Source organism: Alcanivorax hongdengensis A-11-3, assembly GCF_000300995.1.
Taxonomy (GTDB): domain Bacteria; phylum Pseudomonadota; class Gammaproteobacteria; order Pseudomonadales; family Alcanivoracaceae; genus Alcanivorax; species Alcanivorax hongdengensis.
In genome coordinates, this window is sequence record NZ_AMRJ01000009.1 from 57034 (window position 1) to 76449 (window position 19416).

Below are 19416 nucleotides of genomic sequence, written 5' to 3' on the forward strand. Positions count from 1 at the left end.
TATACCTGTCGTCGCCAGGGCTCGAAATGCTGCTTAATCGGGTGGCCCGTCGTTTGCTGCCCAGGGCCTTCCGGCATCTGGATGCCAACCGGGCAGTAGAACGTCAGAGCCAGCAGCACGGCCGCTTGGTGGATATCGAGGCGGCCTGAGGCGAAGGGTCAGTGCAATTGTTCCGGCGGTGGCGTGTAACGGTGGGGCGGCAGTTCGATGCGTTGCACCATGCCGCTCTGCACATAGGTCCGTCCCGAGTAGCGCTCGCCGCCGGTGACGGTGAATTCGAAGTGATAGATGCGCGTTAAACGCCGCTTGCCGTGGCGGTCCTTGTCCAGTGTCAGACGTTCCAGCCCCACGGTGTCATCCAGAAACTCCAGTTCCTGGCGTTCGCAGTAGCGCCGCGTCACCGCCAGGGCCCGTTCACGGATACCATGGGCCCGCCAGAACAGGGCGGCAATCACTACCACGGCTGTCACCAGTAACAGATCCTGTAGCTGCAGGTTCACGGTTGCGTCCCCGGCCGGCCACCAAACAGGCTCTGCCACTGAGCGTCGCTGAGGCCCCGGAGGGTGGCGATGTTGCGCTCGGGGATCTGCTCCGCGTCCGGGTAGCTGGCCAACCCCCGGTCCAGGCTGGCTTCGCGCAGCAGGTGCAGGATCGGGTAGGGTGCCCGGTTGGTGAAATTGCCGGGATCGTCCACCTCGGTGCCGGCAAACTGGTAGGCCGGGTGGAAGCTGGCCAACTGATAGGTGCCGCTCCAGCCCTCTTGCTCGAGCAGGGCATCGGCCAGGTCCAGCATGTCGTTGTAATCGTAGAAGCCTTCCAGCTGGTCGGGAATGATCAGCAAAGTGGTGTCGATGTGTTCCGCATCGGTGTGGTCCAACCGTTCCAGCTCCTCGTGCAGGTCGGCCAGCAGGGTTTCCAGGTTGCGGCTGTCGCTCACTACGAAACGCACCCGGCCGGCCTGGAAGGGTTTGCGGGCAAAGGGGCACAGGTTGAGGCCAATGACCACCTGCTCCAGCCAGTCCCGGGTGCGTTTGATCACCTTGTCGCTCATGGCTGATCCACCTGAATGGCATCGCCCACCCGTATCACGCCGCTGCCAAGAATTTCGCAGCGCAGGCCGCCGCGCCCGGTCAGGGCACGGATTACCTGGGTGGGCGTCAGGTCACCGGCCAACAGGCTACCCACCACTGAGCAGGGTTCGCACAACTCGATGCCGCGCAGGCGAATATTGCCCAGCATGAATTCCCGGCCTTCCAGGGCGTTCAGGTCGACGCCTTCGGTGAGCACGTTGCGGCGCAGGGTGGCGGCCTCCACCTGCTGCTGGTGTTCGCGGTTGTAGGCGGCCACGGCCTCGGCCTCGATCAGCGTGATCTGCTCGGCGGGGGGCGCATTGCGCTTGTAATGGCGGTCGCCAACGATGCCGCAACCGGCGCGCAACTGCACGGCCGGCTGGCTTTCCACCGCGCCCCGCGAGGTGCCGGCGGTGAACAGGGCAAGCACTTTTGCCATGGAAACAGTCCTGCTTGTTGGAATGGGCAAAGTGTACACGCTTGCATGGAGGGCGGGGCAGGGGCTTGGCATTTTGCGGCGGCTTTGGCTAGAATCCCATCAACTCCCACGTTTGAGAAAGGACGTTCCCCTTGGCGCGTGCCCTTATCAACAATCTGGCTTTCCTCTGCGCACCCGCCAGCTGGCGATGGTGACGATCTCCCCGTGTCGGCCCTGAAGCGGCTCGCGACACACCCCTTTTGCTTCATTTTTCTCTACAATAAGTGCTCTTGATCGCGGTCCGTCTGCGAGCCGGATCGTAGCGAAATGCTAAGGACAATCATGTCACCACAAGAACTGGATCGTTTGGCCCGCCAGGGCTTCACCCGGGTGCCCGTGGTCCGCGAGGTGCTGGCGGATCTGGATACGCCCCTGTCGGCCTATCGCAAACTGGCTTCTGGCCCCTACACCTACCTGTTCGAGTCCGTGCAGGGTGGCGAGCGCTGGGGCCGTTATTCCATCATTGGCCTGCCGGCGGTGGAGGTGGTTCGCATCACCGGCCAGCAGGTACAGGTGGATGGCCCGCAGGGCCGTCAGCAGCTGGATGTGGCCGACCCCATCGCCTGGGTTGAGCAATACCGTCAGGCCTACCACAGCCCGGACCTGCCGAATCTGCCCCGTTTCAATGGTGGCCTGGTGGGCTACTTCGGTTATGACAGCGTGCGCTATTTCGAGCCACGACTGGGCCCGGCGCCCGGGGAGGACGTGCTGGGGGTGCCGGATATCCTGCTGATGCGCTCCGAGGAAGTGGTGGTGTTTGATAACCTGCGCGGCGCCCTGTTTCTGGTGGTGCATGTGGATCCCACCGAAGAGGGCGTGCTGATGCGCGCCGAGCAGCGTCTGGACGAGCTGGAGGCACAGCTGCGTGCACCGCTGCCGGAGCCGGAGCATACCGTCTACGGTGAGCCGGTGGATGAGCATGACTTCCGCAGCGAGTTTCCCGAGCAGGCTTTCAAGGACGGCGTGGAACGCATTCGTGAATACATTCTCGCCGGTGACGTCATGCAGGTGGTGCCGGCCCAGCGCATGAGCTGTGCGTTTGCGGCCCCGGCGCTGGACCTCTACCGGGCCCTGCGCTACCTGAACCCGTCACCCTACATGTTCTATCTGAACCTGGATGACTTCCATATCGCCGGCTCCTCCCCCGAGATTCTGGCCCGGGCCGAGCAGGGGCGCATTACCGTGCGGCCACTGGCCGGCACGCGCAAGCGTGGCGCCAGCGAGGCCGAGGACCAGGCGCTGGAAAAGGACCTGTTGGCCGACCCCAAGGAGATCGCCGAGCACCTGATGCTGATCGACCTGGGCCGCAATGACATCGGTCGTGTCTCCAAGGCCGGCAAGGTGGATGTCACCGACAAGATGGTGGTGGAGCGCTATTCCCACGTCATGCACATCGTTTCCAATGTGGATGGCGAACTGCGTGAGGATCTGGGGCCGCTGGATGTGCTGCGCGCCACCTTCCCGGCGGGCACGCTCAGTGGCGCGCCCAAGATTCGTGCCATGGAAATCATTGACGAGCTGGAACCCACCAAGCGCGGCGTCTATGGCGGCGCCGTGGGTTATATCGGTTTCAATGGCGATATGGATACGGCCATCGCCATCCGCACGGCGGTGATCAAGGACCAGCGGCTCTATGTCCAGGCCGGTGCCGGCATCGTTGCCGACTCCGTTCCCCAGTCCGAATGGGACGAGACCATGAACAAGGCCCGGGCGGTGTTCCGGGCGGTGAACATGGCATTGGGTGGTCTCAACCTGGCAGACGGAGGGCAGCGGTGATGCGCGTGCTGATGATCGACAACTACGATTGGCATCCACTCAGTTCCACTGAAGTCCATAGAAGAAACATAACTTTTTGATTTTTATAAAAATATAGTCTGTGCTGTTCTAGTGGGTTCTGGCGCAATCTTCTTCAATTGTGTATATTTCTGTGTATATCTACCCTGGAGAGAGGCTATATACACACATGGCCATGAACCTGCTCTCGGCCAGGAAGGTCGAGACCACCTCACACCAGTCACAGCCATTCTGGCTCAAGGATGGCGGCAGCCTCTTTTTGTACGTTACTCCTGCCGGAAATAAGCTGTGGCGATTTCGTTATCGCATAGGCGGCAAACCCGCGATCTATGCTATTGGCAAATACCCGGAGGTGTCCCTTGAGGCTGCTCGGGTGGAGAGGGATCGTGCGCGAGATTTGGTCAAGCAGGGAATCCATCCCGTAGTGGAGAAGCGAACTAGGGTTTCCGTTCAGATAGAGGTGAACGAAACGACGTTCGAATCGGTGGCTCGTAGGTGGATGGTGAGTAATGTCCAATGGAGCGAGGGATACGCGGATCAAGTCAAAAAATACCTTGAGAAGGATGTATTCCCCAAGGTTGGAAACTTGCCAATCAGTTCCATCAGGCCGGCGCATCTTCGGCCCCTGATCCAGGGGGTTGCTGAGCGTGGCGCGCCCACAGTGGCCATCTTGATCAGGCAGTGGTGTAGCCAGCTCTTTGCTTACGCCTCCGCCGAAGATCTCTGTGACCAAGACCCCACCGCGTTGCTGAAGCGATCGGTCAAACGCCCCAGGGTTCGGCATAACCCCCCTCTGCCCTGGAACGAAATTCCAGACTTTCTGAACAAGGTCGATGAATCGGGCTATCGAGCTACCGTCATTGCCTTGCGCTTAATGGCGCTGACATACGTTCGCACGGCTGAGCTACGTAAGGCCAAATGGACAGAGTTTGATTTGAAGAATGCGATCTGGACGGTTCCCGCTGGGCGGATGAAGATGAGGCAGCCACATATCGTACCTCTGTCAAAGCAGGCCATTGAGTTATTGGAGGAGCTGCAAAAACTGACAGGCGGGGGTGAGTTTCTGTTTCCCAGTTTCCGCAAGCCTGGTCAGGTGATTTCTGCGACAACGCTCAACAAGGCGCTGGAACGGATGGGATATCTGGGGCGCTTCTCGTCGCATGGTTTTCGGGCGACGGCGACCACCCTCCTGGGGTTGCTGAGCTATCCCGAAAACCGGGTGGATCTGCAGTTGGCGCATTCTAGACGCAAGAAAGATTCGTCGCGTGCCCCCTACGATCACACCAAGTACATCGCATCGCGGAAGATCATCATGCAGGATTGGGCGGACATTCTCGATGCCTTGGCTGATGGCGCATCAATGGAGCAGGTAATGGAAGGTTTTGGTCCACTATCTGATCGGCGCACCGCATTATTGAGGGTCACAGAGCGAGAGTAATAACAGTCCGGCTTCTTGTTGCCTTACTTGTTCCGATATTAGTCGGCTACTTGCTTTTCTTCGTCACCGAGGAGGTGGAGGTAGGGGTTGTCCGGTGGTGACTCATCGAACAATGGCTTGGCGCTGGTTAATAAATATCCGTGCACCCGTCGTGACTTGCGTGGCCCTTTCACTTCGCACGTCCAGATATTCAGTCCATTATTCTGTTTGCGGTGCAGCCCCAGCTTCTCGAAGCGCTTCTGAACCCACTGCCAGCCAGGTAGCTCCTCCGACTTCGCCAACTTCGCTACCTGTAGGTGTTCCTGAGCATAGCGCTGGAATACGCCGGGACTGATGAGGTAGGCAGTTCCGTCCACGGTGTGTACCAGCGCCTTGGCGTCGTTGATGATGAGTTTCCGGGTCTGGATACTCTGGCGCAGCCACGCCATGAAATGTTCGCCGGATGGTGGGTCATCCTCTGTCACCGAATCGGCTATGGAAACGGTTTCTGATTCCGCCGGAGCTTCAGGCTGGCTGTCAGAGTCTGGCTTGTCGGTGTCATCCAACAGATCCAACAGCGCGGTCACGCCATCGTCTTCCGGGATTGGGGAGGCGGATACCTCCGGCACTGCCTGAGCAGGCTCGGCATCAGGCATACGGTTGTCAGCCTCGTCTTCGTTGGTGGCAGCGTCCTCGTTCTCACCCTGTTCGACCTGGACACTCCCGGCAAATGCCGGAGGTCGCTCAGTCGCTTCCCAGATGACAGCCGGAGACAGTTTCAGAAAGGTGAAGCTGTGCGACCAGCCCCCATCGCTGGTCACGGTCGCCTTCCAGATTGCCTTGTCGTCCGGGGTGGGCTGCGCAATGCCGTGGTCCTGCAGGATGTTGAACAGGGCGGTGTTGTTGGATGGAATGCCCTCGATACCCTGTGACAGCAGATATGCACGCAGCTTGTCGGAGACCGTCTTGCTCACTAGCCACAAGGCATCCTGGGTCAGCCAGCCGTCGGAGGCCTGGGGCTGGTTGAGCTTGAACTCTTCTTTGAGCAGATAGCGCAGACCATCCAGCAGTTTCCGCTGCAAGCTATGCTTGGGAGCAGCGATGGCTTTTCCTGGATCGCCTCCGAGCTCCTGAGCAACCGAAGCCTGGTCTGCCTGTACCACGAGTTCGCCGAGGGCTCCAGCACGTTCATACTGTCCGGCCAGGACGTACAACAGAGCAGCCCAGAGATCGGGATACTGGCACAGCCAGTCCAGAATGCCGCGATCGAGGAGCTGGGTGTACAGCAGCCCCGTCGCCGCACTGTGCAGGCGGTACTCCCGGTCCTTGCGATAGCGAAACCGATAGGGCCGCTGCAAGGGACCGTGCCAGGGGTGCCAGAGAGAGCCGTCGGCATATTCCACATGCAGATCGACGGCAATCTTGCCAATGTCGTGCAGGAGTGCGGCATAGGCCATGCCAGCGGTCCAGACCTCAGCTTGTGCTGCCTGCTCTTCCGGCTTCATGCCGGCGGGTAGCAGGTGCGACTGGCGCAGCTTGAGGGCGTAGGCAACGATCTCCAGGCCATGATCCAACATGCCGCCAGGATAGGCGTGATGGTGCCCCTCGGAGGCCGGGAACAGTTGGACCAGTTCGGCATAGCGTTCCAATGGAGCCAGGTACAGAGTCTTGAATTGTCGGCGGGACAGCGAGGTGCGCTGCCAGATGTGTTCCAGCAGCTTCTGGCGGCGGGGCGTCGCCAGTAGTGCGGTAGCGGATTCGGGCCGTATCAGCCCTTTGGGTATTTCCGCGCCGGGAGTCTGGCTAGCGCCGACAGTCAGGTGGGTACTTTTCCGCTGAAACAAAGTGAGCATCTGGAACCCCGAACAATGTGGTTGGGCCGAGCCCTTTTGGCCTTTTCGGGTAGAGCCTTTCCCCTTGTCACCATTCCCTTGCCCCTTCCCAGCCCTTTGGCCCTTGGTAAGTCCTCGGGTATAGGCCAATCCCTGCACCAGGGCTACCAGAAATGTGGTGTGGCAGATTCCGTATTGTTTGCGGAAGGCAGGCTGTGTCGTGTCTACCATCGGTGCTTTGATCAAAACTGGAGAAAGCCATGCAGCCCCACAACCTACTGGGAAGTGGCAGGATTGACAGAGTAAGGAATAATCCTTACTCTATGGGAATGAGTATCACCGACAGGAGATCGACCATGCCTCGTGTCCATGAAAGCATCCATGAACAAGCCACCCTCACGTCCAAAGGCCAGATCACCTTGCCCAAGGCGATCCGCCAGGCCCTCGGTGTGACGATGGGCGGCAAAGTGTCCTTCGAACTGCGCGGCGGCGAGGTGATCGTCACCCGTGCCGATGCGGAACATGAAGACCCTGCCATCGGTTCCTTCCTTGGCCTACTGGAGCAGGACATTCGCCAGGGCAAGCATGTCGGCAATCTGCCGGACGACCTCGCTCAAGCCATGCTGGCCAACCTGGGGCATCCGGTGGACATCGATGAGAACATCGAAGGAGAAGTGGCACTTTGATGGAGCGCCATGGATGGATACTGCTGTTCCACGACTGCATCGTGGAACAGTTGCAGAAGTTGTACGTCGCCACCGAGCGATCGCAACGGAGTGACCCGAAAGGCTACGAGAGTAACGCCAACGTCAAGCTATTCAGGTCGCTGACGCAGTTGATCCTGGAGGTGGTACCCAGTGATCCGGGGCGGGACGAATACCGCCAGGGCAATACGCTAGGGCCAGAGCACCGGCACTGGCGGAGAGCCAAGATCGGAAGGCGTTTTCGGTTGTTCTTCCGCTACGACTCCAGGTCGAAGACCATCGTGTATGCCTGGGTCAACGATGAGCAGACATTACGGTCGTCCGGTAGCAAGTCCGACCCCTACGCGGTGTTCGAGAAGATGCTCAAGAAAGGCAACCCGCCAGATGATTGGGAAAGCCTGGTGGCAGCCAGTCGGCCAGACTGGTCGAAGAAGGAGAAACGATAATCCTCTGAGGAGGTAAAGCGATGAAAGCAGCACCGACTGTCAAAAAATCTGAACGCGCCGGTCGTTGGCTGGGTCGCGTGTGGCGAGGTGTTGCTCATCGTGAAGCGCGAGCTGTTGATTGGTTGGCAGAGCAAGGGGTTCCGGCCCGAGCCGGATGGTTGTTGTTCTGGCTGATCAAAATCCTCGTAGTTGGCTTGCTGCTGTATGTAGCGTTTTGGTTGGCCCTATTAGCCGTCATCGTGATAGCTTCTGCCTGGCTTGCACAGAATCTGGACCCAGAGTCAGAACGACAGCCAGAGCTGAGAGACGGGCATTCGGGCGTTGGCTTGTACGACAAGGATGACTGGCGAATCGATATGGGTGATCCAGACGAGCCCTAGCTTTCGGTAACTCTTCGTTCCATTCAGGGCGTGGTTTATTGAGGTTGCCAGGCCAGAATGTCATGCTCGATATGAGCAACTGTTTCTCCAACGTATTCAGGACGGTCTTGGTACTGATCCCACCAGTCAGCATCCCGAGTTTGATTCAAGTATTCAAACCAGGTGACTGAGATGCGCTGTGCGTCATCCGCAGGCCACCATTGCTGTAGGGACAAAGCCAATTCATCTTGAGGAGAAATATCTGAATTCTGTCCTATCAGAATGCGCGCAATTTCTCGCAAGCTCTCGTCAAGAGTGGCGAATATGAACCGGCGTCCACTATGTTCTGGCTCATCATTAACGTGGCGAACGAAATCACTCAAGTGTGTGATGTCCCAGGCAGCATTTTTTATTCCTTCGATAGCTCTCTGCCTGGTTGGTGAGCGCAGGCTCTTTAGCAGTCCTTTCTTCGGTGGAGAGTTGGGAGCGAAATAAACGCAGGCCAATATGGCTGCCGGGCCAGCCAAAATGAAATCCGAATACATCCATCTGAATAGCGCCAGAACCTTGTCAAGGGCACTGAGGTTTTGTGCCAGTTCCAGGGATGCCATTTTTAGGGCAACCGCATAATTGCGCCTCCATCGTTTGAGTGGTTTGGCCAGATCTAGTGGGTCAATTGGTTGAGGAGTGCCAACGGTTAAAATACGATCTGCTTCGCTGAGTGCAACAGCAAGCCACTCGTGCGGTTTGCCACTATCAGCGACACGAAACCAAGCCAGTTCATCCATTGCCTCAGTATTTCCCTGATGGGGTGCCAGCTCGTGAAAAGCAATGGATGGTTCGATCTGAATATCAAGGCATTGGGCGAACGCCAAAATTGCAGCTACCTTTCGGCTATGGACATCCCCTTTGTTGGCCAGGGAATCTCCTTTGGCAATTTGAGCCAATCGGGAGACAATGTTTCTGTCCGGAAGAAGTACAGTTTCGTAATTCTCTACCCAGGCATGATAGATAAAACCATCGACATGGTAGATGCCAACGTCGGGTGCTATATAGCCTGGGACGAATACGCTCTCTTTCTCCAAGATCGTGGATACTGCCTGGAGCCCGGCATAAGGAAAATCCGGCGGAAGCATCAATAATGCTTCAGTGACTTCATATCCATTGTCGTTGCTAACATCGATGCCCAGTCGATCCATGGACTACTCTCAGAGTTGCCGTCTGTCCAAATAAACGAATTGATTGCCAGTCCCTTCAGTCCTCACACCCAGGCTTGCACCTCTGGAAACAAGGTAGCTTAGCGGCTGATCGAGAATGAAAGGATAAAGCACGGCCAGTGATGACAGGCTGGATACTGGAAGCGCCTTTCCGCTGTACATCAATGCGGCTTCGATCAGCCAGCTAACAGCCTGCTCATTGCTGACCACGATCGGCTGCATGCGCACTAACCGCTTGCCTTTCTCAATACGTTCAATGGCTCCCCAGCTTGCTTGCGACTGCAAGACCATATTCGTCATTCGATAGGTGCCTTCGCGCTCCCCGTAGGTTTCACTCATACGGCGATGAATTTCCGCCGACGCACAATCGCCTTGCAGGGAAGAAAGTCGTCCAACAAGCTCACTTACCCTGCCGAAAAACGGGTAGGTGGCTATCGCCATCCCCCAGGTTAGTGCGGCGACGGGAGTGTTTGGGTCAGCTTTATGAATGGCAATGCCACGATCAGCGAATGCTGCTAACTCTGGTCGCGGTTCAAGCCAAAGTCGGTTGAGAACGGTGCGGGTTTTCTTGCGGGCAGCCGCCCCAAGTTCAGCTTGATCCAGCAGTGCGTTCAAGTCGTCTAGGGTATTTGACTCTGCACGGACATCAAGCGCTGCCGCCGCCCATTCGAGCGGTATGAAGCGATCAAAGCCAATTTTAGGTGCAGAGGGTTTCATGGTATTCAAACTACACGGCTCACTTTTACAAACGGCACGATGAGTTCCTCAACGGAAGGTCCACCGTGCACTACTATTTGGTCATCTTTCGGTACGAAGGCTCCACGGCCTCCAGCAAAAAGCGGCATAAAGTCCGTTGGCAAGCCGCCAATGCTCAAGTTGAAGGCATCAGGGTTCGTCGCCAAGGCTTCGGCAAGCAGTGCTTCGCTACGATAAGTTCGCACCCGCTCGCCCCTAAGCTCAGGAGCAAGGCCCTGATTCGGTCGGCCTATGCCTACCGCCTCTACATTACCGTGATCCGCCGTCAGGTAAATACTGAAGCCATTGCTGAGCAACATCTGGAACAGTTTTTCAACAAAGCCGGATTCACACCATTTTGTTATTTGCGCTGCCACGCCGGATTTGCCAAGCACCGCACCGTGAATCATCTCGTCTACAGTGTCGACGACAATGCCTGCCACCTTGACAGCGGGGTTAGACAAATCAGCTTCCAGGCCAGTCAAGTCGTCATTTCGCTTGATGGCCTTACGATAGAAAACCTCTCTGGATGTCAGCCCATGGTCTCGCCAGAAGCGATCCCACAGTCCTGGTTCTTTGGATGTCGTTTCGATGCTGTCGGCAAACTCACGTGGGCGCAGACCTGAAAACAGGGCTTGCCGAGAAACTGATGTCAGCGTTGGCAGCCAGGCAAAACAAGCTTGCTCATCGAATATCAATTGAGACATGGATTTGGTGATGCTTTCCCGGATCTGAACCCACTGGTCGATGGCCAGTCCGTCGAACAGAAGCAGCGCGATTTTCTGTTCACCATGATCTCGCCGTATCGATAGAAAACGAGGGACATGATGCAACATGATCGGACCCTTCACGGCCGGGAGCGATGGCAGGTCAGAGTAGTGCTTCACCAACCATGCCTGGAGCTGAGAGTCAGCCAACATCTGCAATGTTAGTAGATCATTTCTTAAACCTTCGGCACGGCTGGCATCCAGGCCGTTGAAGCGCGAAATAATTTCGCCAAGACGGCGGGCAAAGTGTGCCCAGTCGCGATAACTTGAATCGGTGCTTGGTATCTCGTCCTGCAATGTCTTGATGCCGCTCGACACCAGGGTACGCATGTCCAGCGGGGTCTGGACTATCCCCACCTTGGCCCACTCAGGCAACGCTGCAGATGTCCCCGAGACTTCCAGTGGGTGCAGAGTGCCATCCAGGAACATGGAGTCAACGATCAGCCAGACATCAGGGTGATCAAAGGGAATGTTCAGCTTGTTGCTAGATTCTGGTGGTGAGGGTTCCCTGATACGGTTGCCAGTAAGACCATGCATTTCCAGGAAGTCATACCAGGCTTCCTGCACCACTCGCAGTGTATGGCTTCTATTCGAGAACAGTTCGGCGAGAGGGATGTCTTTGAATGTCGTCTGGCTGCCTAGCACTTGCTCTACATACTGAGCCAGCACCAATGGCAGTGTCGACTCGCGGTAATGCAAGCGCAGCAGTTCCCGCCAAAATTGCTCCGGCTTTTTTATCAGATGAGGGCCAAGTTCAAAGATATGTGTCAGCACAAATTCTTTGGTGGCCGCTTCCCCCAGAACCTGCTGTGCATGCTGGGACTGTGCCTCGAACAGGGCGGGCAGCATCTCGTTGTCCAGTTGCCGCAAGACTGAATAACTGAGTTTTGGCAGCAGCGTGGATAGACTCAGGTTCAAGCTGCGCCCATGACGCAAGTAGTCCCATGGCAGTTCGCTCGTCTGGTGTTCCCGTAGATGCAAAATGAGTGCATCCGAGGGGGCAGCTTCTCCCTGATCCCAGGCCGCGCGATAGCGTTCTTCGTATTCTGCTCGGAACGCTACACTATCCTCGAACAGCAGCGTCTCAAAACCACGTTCACGCAAACTCGCCAGAACATGTTCATCGAGCAGGACGCCATCCGGGTCCGAGACAATCCACAGGCGAGATACATCGGATGGGAGATCTTCAACGATACGGTTTACCCAAGCGGTATTCGTCACGCTGCATTCCTCCCACTACTGCCAACCCGCAACATCAATACAGCGTTAAGCTCCGGGGTTCCCTGCTCGGCATCCTGTAGCGCTGCCATACGGGTTTCGTGTTCCGCATCCAGGCGCTTGCGTCTGTGCTCCCTGACGGCAGGAAGCCCAATGCGGCCGATAGCCTGATATCTAGCTTCAAAGGCATAGCGCGCTCGCTCCCGTTCCTCGGTAAGCCAGCTATGGTGTTCTTCCTGTAATTCAGCAAACAACCGCGCACCTTGATCTCGGGCAGCACTTAAAGCACGCTCAAAATCATCGCCAGCCTGTTCGATTTCCAGCTCAGAGGAGAGAGACAATTGCTCTGTCAGTAACAAGTCCCAAATTCGTTTAGCGGTAGGCACAAAGCTGCGTCCATCCTCGGCAATGAAGACAGGCAGGAAGCGACGACGGCTGAATCGGTCAGAGACATGGGAAGCGTCCAAACTGATCTCCCAGAGTGACCATACGCCGGTAACCGATTCAGGCAGCCCACGTATTGAAACTATTGGCAGGGGTTGCCCCGCCACGCAGCGTGGCAGTTCACTGATAAATGCGCGGGCGCGAGCGTCCTCCAGGGTGACCCACTCGATTTCGGGGTGTTGCTCGGCGGTGCGCGCATCAAAGCAAACACGGGGCGATTCACTGCCGTCCGGCCAGGTCACCCTCCACGATGCATCGCGTTTTTCCGCCTGGCCGCCACGCGAGGGCAGCCCGGTAGTGATGGCGCGCTCCAGCCAATACTGCGCGGGATGGTCGCGCCATTTTCGGGCATCATCCGCTTCCAGGTTGTAGTCCTCCGTCAGCAGGTCGCTGTCCGTGCGGCTTGCGGCTACCTTATCCCGTACCTGGTCGATGACGGCATCACATTCCTGGTCAATACGGTCTGGGTCCTGCAAGCCGTGCACGAACAGTTCGTCAAAAATCGGCTCCACTTCCACCGAGTCCATGACATCCGCCGCTTTGTCTACACCGAACTCCTGGGCAATGATCTCCAGCTTCTCTTCCAGCACCTGGCGAACTCGGTGCTCAACCGTGTCTTCGAGTACTAGGTTGATGGCCCGCACCACATGAGGCTGCCCGATACGGTCAACGCGGCCTATCCGCTGTTCCAATCGCATGGGGTTCCAGGGCATGTCGAAATTGACAATCACATGGCAGAACTGAAGGTTCAAACCTTCACCACCGGCATCCGTCGAGATCAGCACGCGCACATCGCCGGAAAAGTCCTGCTGTGCCCTGGTTCGTGCATCCAGATCCATACTGCCGTTGAGTAACACCACGGAAAAACCACGACTTTCCAGGAACTCCGCCAGCATGACCTGCGTGGGCACAAACTCGGTAAACACCAACACCTTGAGCTGCGGATCGCTCTCTTCCTGTTGAAGCTTGTAGATCAGTTCCAACAGGGCTTCGGCTTTGGCATCGCTACCTTGGCGCTCGGTTTCGCGCGCCAGGTCGAGCAGCATCTCGACTTCCGCTTTCTCCTGCTCCCAACCACTGGCCTGCACCGCAATATCCACTTGCGCTTGCCCATCCAACTCAGCCCATTCATCCATGCTTGTCGTATCAAACAAGCTGGCTTGCGATTGCGGTTCTTTCAGCAGACTTTGGCGCTTTTCCAGTGTGGCACGAATGGCTGCCGTACTGGATGTGACAAGGCGCTGCATCAAAATCATCAAGAAACCGATATGGCGCTGCTTGGCGGCCATGGCCTGGTTGTAGCCATGGCGCACATAGTCGGTCACCGCTTCGTAGAGTGTCTGCTGAGCTGCATGGCGGTTCTGCCATGCCACGGCCTGAAGCCTGGTTGCACGCGGCTTGAATAGTGGCTGGCCCTCGGCATCGATAGCGGAACGTTTCTCGGTACGGATCACATAAGGCTGTACCCGGTCGCGATTGATACTGTTCTCGTCGGGGAAAGACTCACGATCCAGCAACTGCATCAGACGCATGAACTGATCGGTCTTGCCCTGGTGGGGGGTAGCAGACAACAACAGTAAATAGGGGGTAGCTTCTGCCAACGCAGCGCCCAACTTGTAGCGAGCGACCTGCTCGGTGCTGCCACCCATGCGGTGCGACTCGTCGATGATCACCAGGTCCCAACCGGCGGATACCAAGTCCTCGAAGCGTTCGCGGTTGTAGGTGTCGAGTTGTTCCAGGCTCCAGCCACGGCGGGCTTCGATGGGTTTTACCGAGTCCAGCGAACAGATCACCTGATCATGCATGCGCCACAGGTTGTCATCGTTGTTCCGCCAGGTGCGAAAGGCGGCCAGGTCGGCTGCCTCGATGAAGCGAAGTGCCTCGCCGAAGTGCAAGCGCATCTCCGCCTGCCACTGACGCACCAAGCCCTTGGGAGCGACCACCAGCACGCGCTTCACCATGCCACGCAGCTTGAGCTCTCGCAGGATCAGGCCAGCTTCAATGGTCTTGCCCAAGCCGACTTCATCCGCCAGCAGGTAGCGAATGCGGTCCCGGCTCATGGCCCTGTTCAGCGCATGAAGCTGATGCGGCAGGGGCACCACGCTGGACTGTATCGGGGCCAGCAGCAGGTTGTCCTCCAGCGCAGCGCACAGCTTGGCCGCGGCAGCTGTATGCAGAATCTGATCAGCCGTCGGCTGCACGTCAGCCAGTGAGCCGAGCTCCTCGGCGCGGGCGCGCACCACGGCATCCTTGGCTGGCAGCCAAACCCGATAGGTGTTTTCTCCCCACAGCGATTGACTGTCCACCACCCGGCAAGGCGCAGTCAGCCGCTTGTGCCAGCACCAATCGCCAACGGCGTACACCTTGCCCGTCATTGTGCTTTTCCTTGCAGGGCAAGGCCCTTGGCGGTTAGCCGGTAGCGCTGTTTGCTGCTGCGAGGTTTGTCCGGAATGGTCATTTCGATGACGCCAGCCGCCAACGCCGGGCTGAGATAGGCATCCCGGAAGTGGTCCTCGTGTTTCAGGCCCAGTGCGGCCTGAATCTCCGCCCGCTTCATCTCTCCGGCCATGACCAACAGCAGCTTGCGCACTTCCCCGGTAACTTCCCCGGTAACTTCCCCGGTAACTTCCCCGGTAACTTCCCCGGTAGAGGGTTTCGCTTGCTGGGTCCCGCTCCCTGTGCCTGCCACAGGCGCTCCGGCAAAGCGCTGACGCAGCGCTTCCGGCACCTCAAACAGGGTGTCGCTTACCGCCTGCAGCAGTTGTTGCTGAACCAGGAAATCGGCGATTCGCCTGGCTTGCTGGGTGGTGGCCACCCCCAGGCCGCGAATGTCCGTCAGGCTGATCCGTCCGTCATCTGGCTGCCCCAGGGCCAAGGCGAGCACATCGGCCTGCTCCCGGTTCAGATTGGCGCCAATGGTTTGGCGGAAGTGCTGCATGGCCTCGGTGACCAGGAGCTGATTGAGTAACACCAGCTCAAACTGCTTGCGCGCCTTGTCATTGTTCAACTGAGGCGGTACCCGGCCCAGTTCATGCCAATTGCGGAAAATAGCGCGAATCCCCGTGCCCGCCTGGTCCGACAGACCAATGCGCCGGAATGCCTTGACGATGGAGGGGTTGCGGACTTCCTTCTCGGTGGGGTCCAGCAACTCGGCTTCGGTGGCGAAGGCATCGCCGGGGTTCCAGAAGATGGTGCGGTCGGTAAACAGGCGGATGGACGCCTTACGGCCATGGTCGCCATAGTCCTGGTGAATCAGCAGGTTGATGGCCGCCTCGCGGAACGCCACATAATCCGGCGGATCGTCCGTGCGGCGCAGGGAGGATGGGTCCAGCGAGAAGGGGTGCTCGGCAATGCGCATGTAGCGAGCCACCAGCCCCTGCCAGGTCTGGAAGATGTTTTCCTCGAACACATAGCGGTCGTGCCAGCGCTGTTCCGCCGACCAATGCTCGAACGCGGTATCGATACGTTGATAGTCCAGCACCGGGCGCGGCAGAATCTGCCGCACGTAGCGCCCCTCGCCAAACAACAACACACCGGCGCGGGTAGGCAGCAACGTACCCGCCTGCTCGACGATGAAATTCCAGTTGAGCAGGAACTCGGTTGGGTCGGCAATCTCCTTATGCTCCGGGTTGCGTCGCGCGAACTGAGCCTGGTACCACTTCACCGTGTCCAGGTCGAAGCAGCGGTCCACCGGCATATCGGGCAAGACCATGCCGTCATAGCGCTCCTGCGAGGCATCGCGCAGCAGGCGTTCAAGCTCACTCTGGGTGCATTGCTCATCACCGGCACCGCGCCGCACATAACTCTGGCGTGGGTCGCCCTTGAGATAGACCGGCTTATCCGCACGGGTCGCCTCCGGTACATGGAAGGCGAACACGTGCTTGCCGTCGATCTCGTAACGGTGAGGCTCCACGGCAATGACCCGGTTCAGTTTCTGGCCGCCCCGCAAGGCCGCCAGAAAATCGTTCTGCACCTTGTCCGGGGTTTCCACACCGGAGATTTCAAGACGTTCGTCCCGCTCGCTCACGCCAAACACCAGCCAACCGCCCGCTGTGTTGGCAAAGGCGGAGACGGTCTTGTAGGCATCCTCCGGCACACCCCGCTGGGCGCGCTTGCACTCGAAGTCGTTCCACTCGATGCCATTCAGGCGAGCGAGCAGTTCATCCTGATTCATGGCAACTCCTCGTAGGGCATCAACTGTCGGCCTCCGTGCGGGTCAGGGCCTGGTCATACCAGAGCAGCAGCTTTTCATCTTCCTGTAGGGCGGCATCGGGAATCTTTTGCGCCACCTTGATGATGGTTGCATAGTCCTTGCTTGCCCAGGCTTCCTTGAAGCCCGCGCGCAGTACCTCAAGCCGGAACTCCTTGAGCCGACGGCCGGTGAATGCCAGGTAGGTCTGGAATTCCTTTAGCAGCGCTTTCTCGCGCTTCTTCTCCAGATCCTGCGCCTTGTTGGGGTCGGGCACATACCAGCGATCCTTGGCTTTGGCGATCAGATTTGGATCGTTCTTCTCCAGCCCACGCAAATCCTTGTGATTCGTGGATAGATAGCTGTGGATCTGGCTCGGGACGTCGCCGTTGCCGTCGTACTTGAAGAAATTGTCTTCAAGCAAGTCGGAAAGCTCGGGTTTGGATTCATGTTTTCGCCAGCCCGCGCCGATCTGCCTAATGAACTCGGAGTGAACTTCTGCATAGGTAGATGGGCGCTTCTTCAAGAAATCGCAAAGCCAATCGATCGCACTGCGCTCGTCCGAAACGAACATTTCTAGCTGTGGCGCCTGTGTAGCCTGAGCTCGCTTTCTGTCGTATTCGGCCACCTGCTCAGGCAGGAAAATCATTCCATCTCTCTCTGGAAACCGTTGTCGCAATCCTTCTTGGAATTCCTGGCTCGAAAGTGGAATAGCAGTATTATGACGAACGAACCAAGCAATCATACGATCAAAAATTATTCGAGGGTCTCGCTCGGTGACAAACTCAAGCACTCCGCCTCTAACCTTTACAGTTGGCAGGTACTTCAGGTGTGTTCGGACGAAGTCCCATACTGACTCTTCGCTACCTCCGGTTGTCTCAAACCTTTCTTCAAGTCCACCGTTTGGTTTATAGGCCGAAATGACAAGATCTTGTTTGACCGCAGTTGCAGTCATTACTGCCTTAAAGCTACCTTGTTTCTTATCCAGAGCTGAAACATTGGCGACAACAAATCCTGCTTCTTGCAAGGACGTTTGAATGGTGTTCCAAATAGACGCCTTAGTATTTGAAAATTCTACCGTCATCCATCTTCCTGGCTTCAGAGTGCGGAAAAATTCTTTGAAAGACCTAGTCAGCAAGTATCGATAATCAGCAATATTCTTCTCTTGCGAGTTACTAACTATTGCTTCAGAAAACTGATGCGTTACAACACCAAGCAAGGCTTCCCAGAAGAAATTTAGCTCAGAATAATCGAAGTTACTCCCGAAGGGAGGGTCCACAAAAATATAATCGATACTATTATCCGAGATCCTGGATAACGTCGTAGAGCTCTGGGTAGAAATGATGTTGCTTTTCTTCATAGCCCGCTGGTAAGACAAACTTGAAGCAATGGTTTCAGCATTACGTAGAAAGGAGTTAAGAACATTTGGTGGCGTAGTTAGGGACCCAACATACAGTGTTCCAGACAATGGGCCGCCGCCCTTCCTGTCGGCACGGAATCGCCGCATCTTTGATGCGTAGGGCAAACAAGCCGTAAGCGCAAATAACAACGCGTGTCGTATCGATGCTGATTGATGTTTCTTAATGTGATGCAATAGCAGAGCAACGGTATACAACTCACGCGACGTGAAGAAGTGATGCAAATGTGTGATGCCCCTTGAGACGTTTCTTTGCGTTTCCTTCCCTGGAATTAGCTCAACCACAGGAAAATCTAAATGACTAAGCTTTCCCTCCATCTCTCGAATGGCAGCAAGATCCTCATTATCAGGAATCTTTTCATATCTACTGCTGCCTACTGAGTAATTGATCAACACAGGGACAGTCTTTGCTTCCTTATGTGCAGCGCCCATCAAGGGATCAATCCGATTCTCGTAACAAGTCTCCCAATCCGTCTCTCGGGAGATAACGCTGCAAGACGGGCAGCTGAGCTCCGATCGAAGTGAATCTTCGATCTCATCAACAGCTATGGAGTAGAAGGGATACTGAGCGCCACAGTTTGGACAAGAAACAACATCGGAATAGAGGACAAATTCAACTTCTCCCTGCGAAGAATCTACGTGTTTGTAGGATTTGTGCTCGACGATTTTTCTATCTCTTACCTTCCAGCCTGAGTGCTTGGTTTTATAGAGATTCGGCTCCTTCAGCTTGACACTATCAACTAGCGCTCTGGCAGACTCCACAAAGACGACTGCATCGAGAGTCCCATTAAGGTTTTTTGCGATAAAAGTGGCTATTGGTGAAAGGTCAACGAGAATGGATTTTCTTCCCTCTCCCACATGGGAACAAGCAACCCCAGTCATTCCCGTGCCACAGAAACCATCGAGCACTAAGTCACCGGGCGACGTGAAATGTTCGATATAGCGCATGATTGCTTTGTGCGGCACCTTTGTGTGATAGCTATGCGCGTTGTAGATTGGATCGTTCTTCCCTTCTGATACATCAGCCGCAAAAGGCTCCCTGCTGTATTTCTGAGCAGGTTCGTATGGCTTTCCGTACTTCAAGACGAAGTCTGTTATGAAAGGATTCGGGCAAGCGGTGTAGTACGGCGGGTCAGACATAGCCAAAATGGCTTCATCCGTTCCCTGCGGAAAGCCTTCCTGCTTACGAAATTCCGGATCTTTCAGCTTCTCAGACAATAGCTTCAGAAAATGCTCACGGCGAGCCTCATCGCTCGGAAAAGTTTGCCCTAGGCATTCCACCGGTTGGGCTGATGCCTCTGTCTGGCCAAAATTAAGTTGATCGTTCAT

16 protein-coding genes are annotated in these 19416 nt (G+C 56.7%); 6 read left to right on the top strand and 10 right to left on the bottom strand.

All coding sequences use genetic code 11. The annotated features are described in order from the left end of the window. Positions 1-26 precede the first annotated feature (26 nt). Positions 27-149, top strand: coding sequence for a hypothetical protein (locus A11A3_RS18150; RefSeq protein ID WP_272942973.1), 123 nt, complete (start codon positions 27-29; stop codon positions 147-149). A gap of 9 nt (positions 150-158) precedes the next feature. Here the strand turns inward: A11A3_RS18150 and A11A3_RS07585 are convergent, their stop codons facing one another. Genes A11A3_RS07585 through A11A3_RS07595 form a run of 3 tightly spaced genes read right to left on the bottom strand, consistent with a single transcriptional unit; the run spans position 159 to position 1509 of the window. Then, complete coding sequence (locus A11A3_RS07585; protein ID WP_008928693.1) at positions 159-500, bottom strand: DUF3301 domain-containing protein; 342 nt, start codon at positions 498-500, stop codon at positions 159-161. Next, a complete protein-coding gene (locus A11A3_RS07590) occupies positions 497-1051 on the bottom strand; it encodes a DUF1415 domain-containing protein (RefSeq protein WP_008928694.1) in 555 nt (184 codons plus the stop codon). Before A11A3_RS07590 ends, A11A3_RS07585 begins: the two co-directional genes overlap by 4 nt. Continuing rightward, a complete protein-coding gene (locus tag A11A3_RS07595) occupies positions 1048-1509 on the bottom strand; it encodes an MOSC domain-containing protein (RefSeq protein WP_008928695.1) in 462 nt (153 codons plus the stop codon). Before A11A3_RS07595 ends, A11A3_RS07590 begins: the two co-directional genes overlap by 4 nt. A 321-nt stretch (positions 1510-1830) precedes the next feature. Between A11A3_RS07595 and trpE the strand changes: the two genes are divergently transcribed. Together trpE and A11A3_RS07605 are read left to right on the top strand one after the other, a co-directional pair. Beyond that, on the top strand, positions 1831-3324 hold the full coding sequence (trpE, locus tag A11A3_RS07600; RefSeq protein WP_008928696.1) for an anthranilate synthase component I: 1494 nt from the start codon (positions 1831-1833) through the stop codon (positions 3322-3324). Positions 3325-3511: 187 nt separating this feature from the next. Continuing rightward, positions 3512-4780, top strand: a complete 1269-nt coding sequence (locus tag A11A3_RS07605; RefSeq protein WP_008928697.1) for a tyrosine-type recombinase/integrase — start codon at positions 3512-3514, stop codon at positions 4778-4780. Positions 4781-4818: 38 nt separating this feature from the next. On the opposite strand, the gene mobH is transcribed toward A11A3_RS07605, so the two are convergent. Further along, positions 4819-6612 carry a MobH family relaxase gene (gene mobH, locus A11A3_RS07610; protein ID WP_008928698.1) on the bottom strand — a complete coding sequence of 598 codons (1794 nt, stop codon included), beginning with the start codon at positions 6610-6612 and terminating at the stop codon, positions 4819-4821. Positions 6613-6947: 335 nt separating this feature from the next. On the opposite strand from mobH, the gene A11A3_RS07615 reads away from it, so the two are divergent. From A11A3_RS07615 to A11A3_RS07625, 3 genes are read left to right on the top strand one after another with little or no spacing between them, the layout of a single operon-like run. After that, on the top strand, positions 6948-7277 hold the full coding sequence (locus tag A11A3_RS07615; RefSeq protein ID WP_008928699.1) for a type II toxin-antitoxin system PrlF family antitoxin: 330 nt from the start codon (positions 6948-6950) through the stop codon (positions 7275-7277). Then, on the top strand, positions 7277-7741 hold the full coding sequence (locus A11A3_RS07620) for a type II toxin-antitoxin system YhaV family toxin (protein WP_008928700.1): 465 nt from the start codon (positions 7277-7279) through the stop codon (positions 7739-7741). Before A11A3_RS07615 ends, A11A3_RS07620 begins: the two co-directional genes overlap by 1 nt. 20 nt (positions 7742-7761) lie before the next feature. Beyond that, positions 7762-8121: a DUF3742 family protein gene (locus A11A3_RS07625; RefSeq protein WP_040296894.1), complete on the top strand. Its 360-nt coding sequence runs from the start codon at positions 7762-7764 to the stop codon at positions 8119-8121. Positions 8122-8156: 35 nt separating this feature from the next. Here A11A3_RS07625 and A11A3_RS17695 read toward each other — a convergent pair whose 3' ends face one another. Genes A11A3_RS17695 through A11A3_RS07660 form a run of 6 tightly spaced genes read right to left on the bottom strand, consistent with a single transcriptional unit; the run spans position 8157 to position 19416 of the window. Then, the gene (locus tag A11A3_RS17695) at positions 8157-9299 is read right to left on the bottom strand and encodes a hypothetical protein (RefSeq protein ID WP_162136911.1); all 1143 of its coding nucleotides are present in this window, start codon (positions 9297-9299) and stop codon (positions 8157-8159) included. Positions 9300-9308: 9 nt separating this feature from the next. Then, positions 9309-10034 carry a hypothetical protein gene (locus A11A3_RS07640; protein WP_008928704.1) on the bottom strand — a complete coding sequence of 242 codons (726 nt, stop codon included), beginning with the start codon at positions 10032-10034 and terminating at the stop codon, positions 9309-9311. A gap of 5 nt (positions 10035-10039) precedes the next feature. Then, a complete protein-coding gene (pglZ, locus tag A11A3_RS07645; RefSeq protein WP_008928705.1) occupies positions 10040-12040 on the bottom strand; it encodes a BREX-3 system phosphatase PglZ in 2001 nt (666 codons plus the stop codon). Continuing rightward, complete coding sequence (locus tag A11A3_RS07650; RefSeq protein ID WP_008928706.1) at positions 12037-14856, bottom strand: helicase-related protein; 2820 nt, start codon at positions 14854-14856, stop codon at positions 12037-12039. Before A11A3_RS07650 ends, pglZ begins: the two co-directional genes overlap by 4 nt. Then, a complete protein-coding gene (locus A11A3_RS07655; RefSeq protein ID WP_008928707.1) occupies positions 14853-16655 on the bottom strand; it encodes an RNA/DNA-binding domain-containing protein in 1803 nt (600 codons plus the stop codon). Before A11A3_RS07655 ends, A11A3_RS07650 begins: the two co-directional genes overlap by 4 nt. A 19-nt stretch (positions 16656-16674) precedes the next feature. Beyond that, entirely contained in the window at positions 16675-19416 is a 2742-nt protein-coding gene (locus A11A3_RS07660; RefSeq protein ID WP_008928708.1) for a DNA methyltransferase, read from the bottom strand.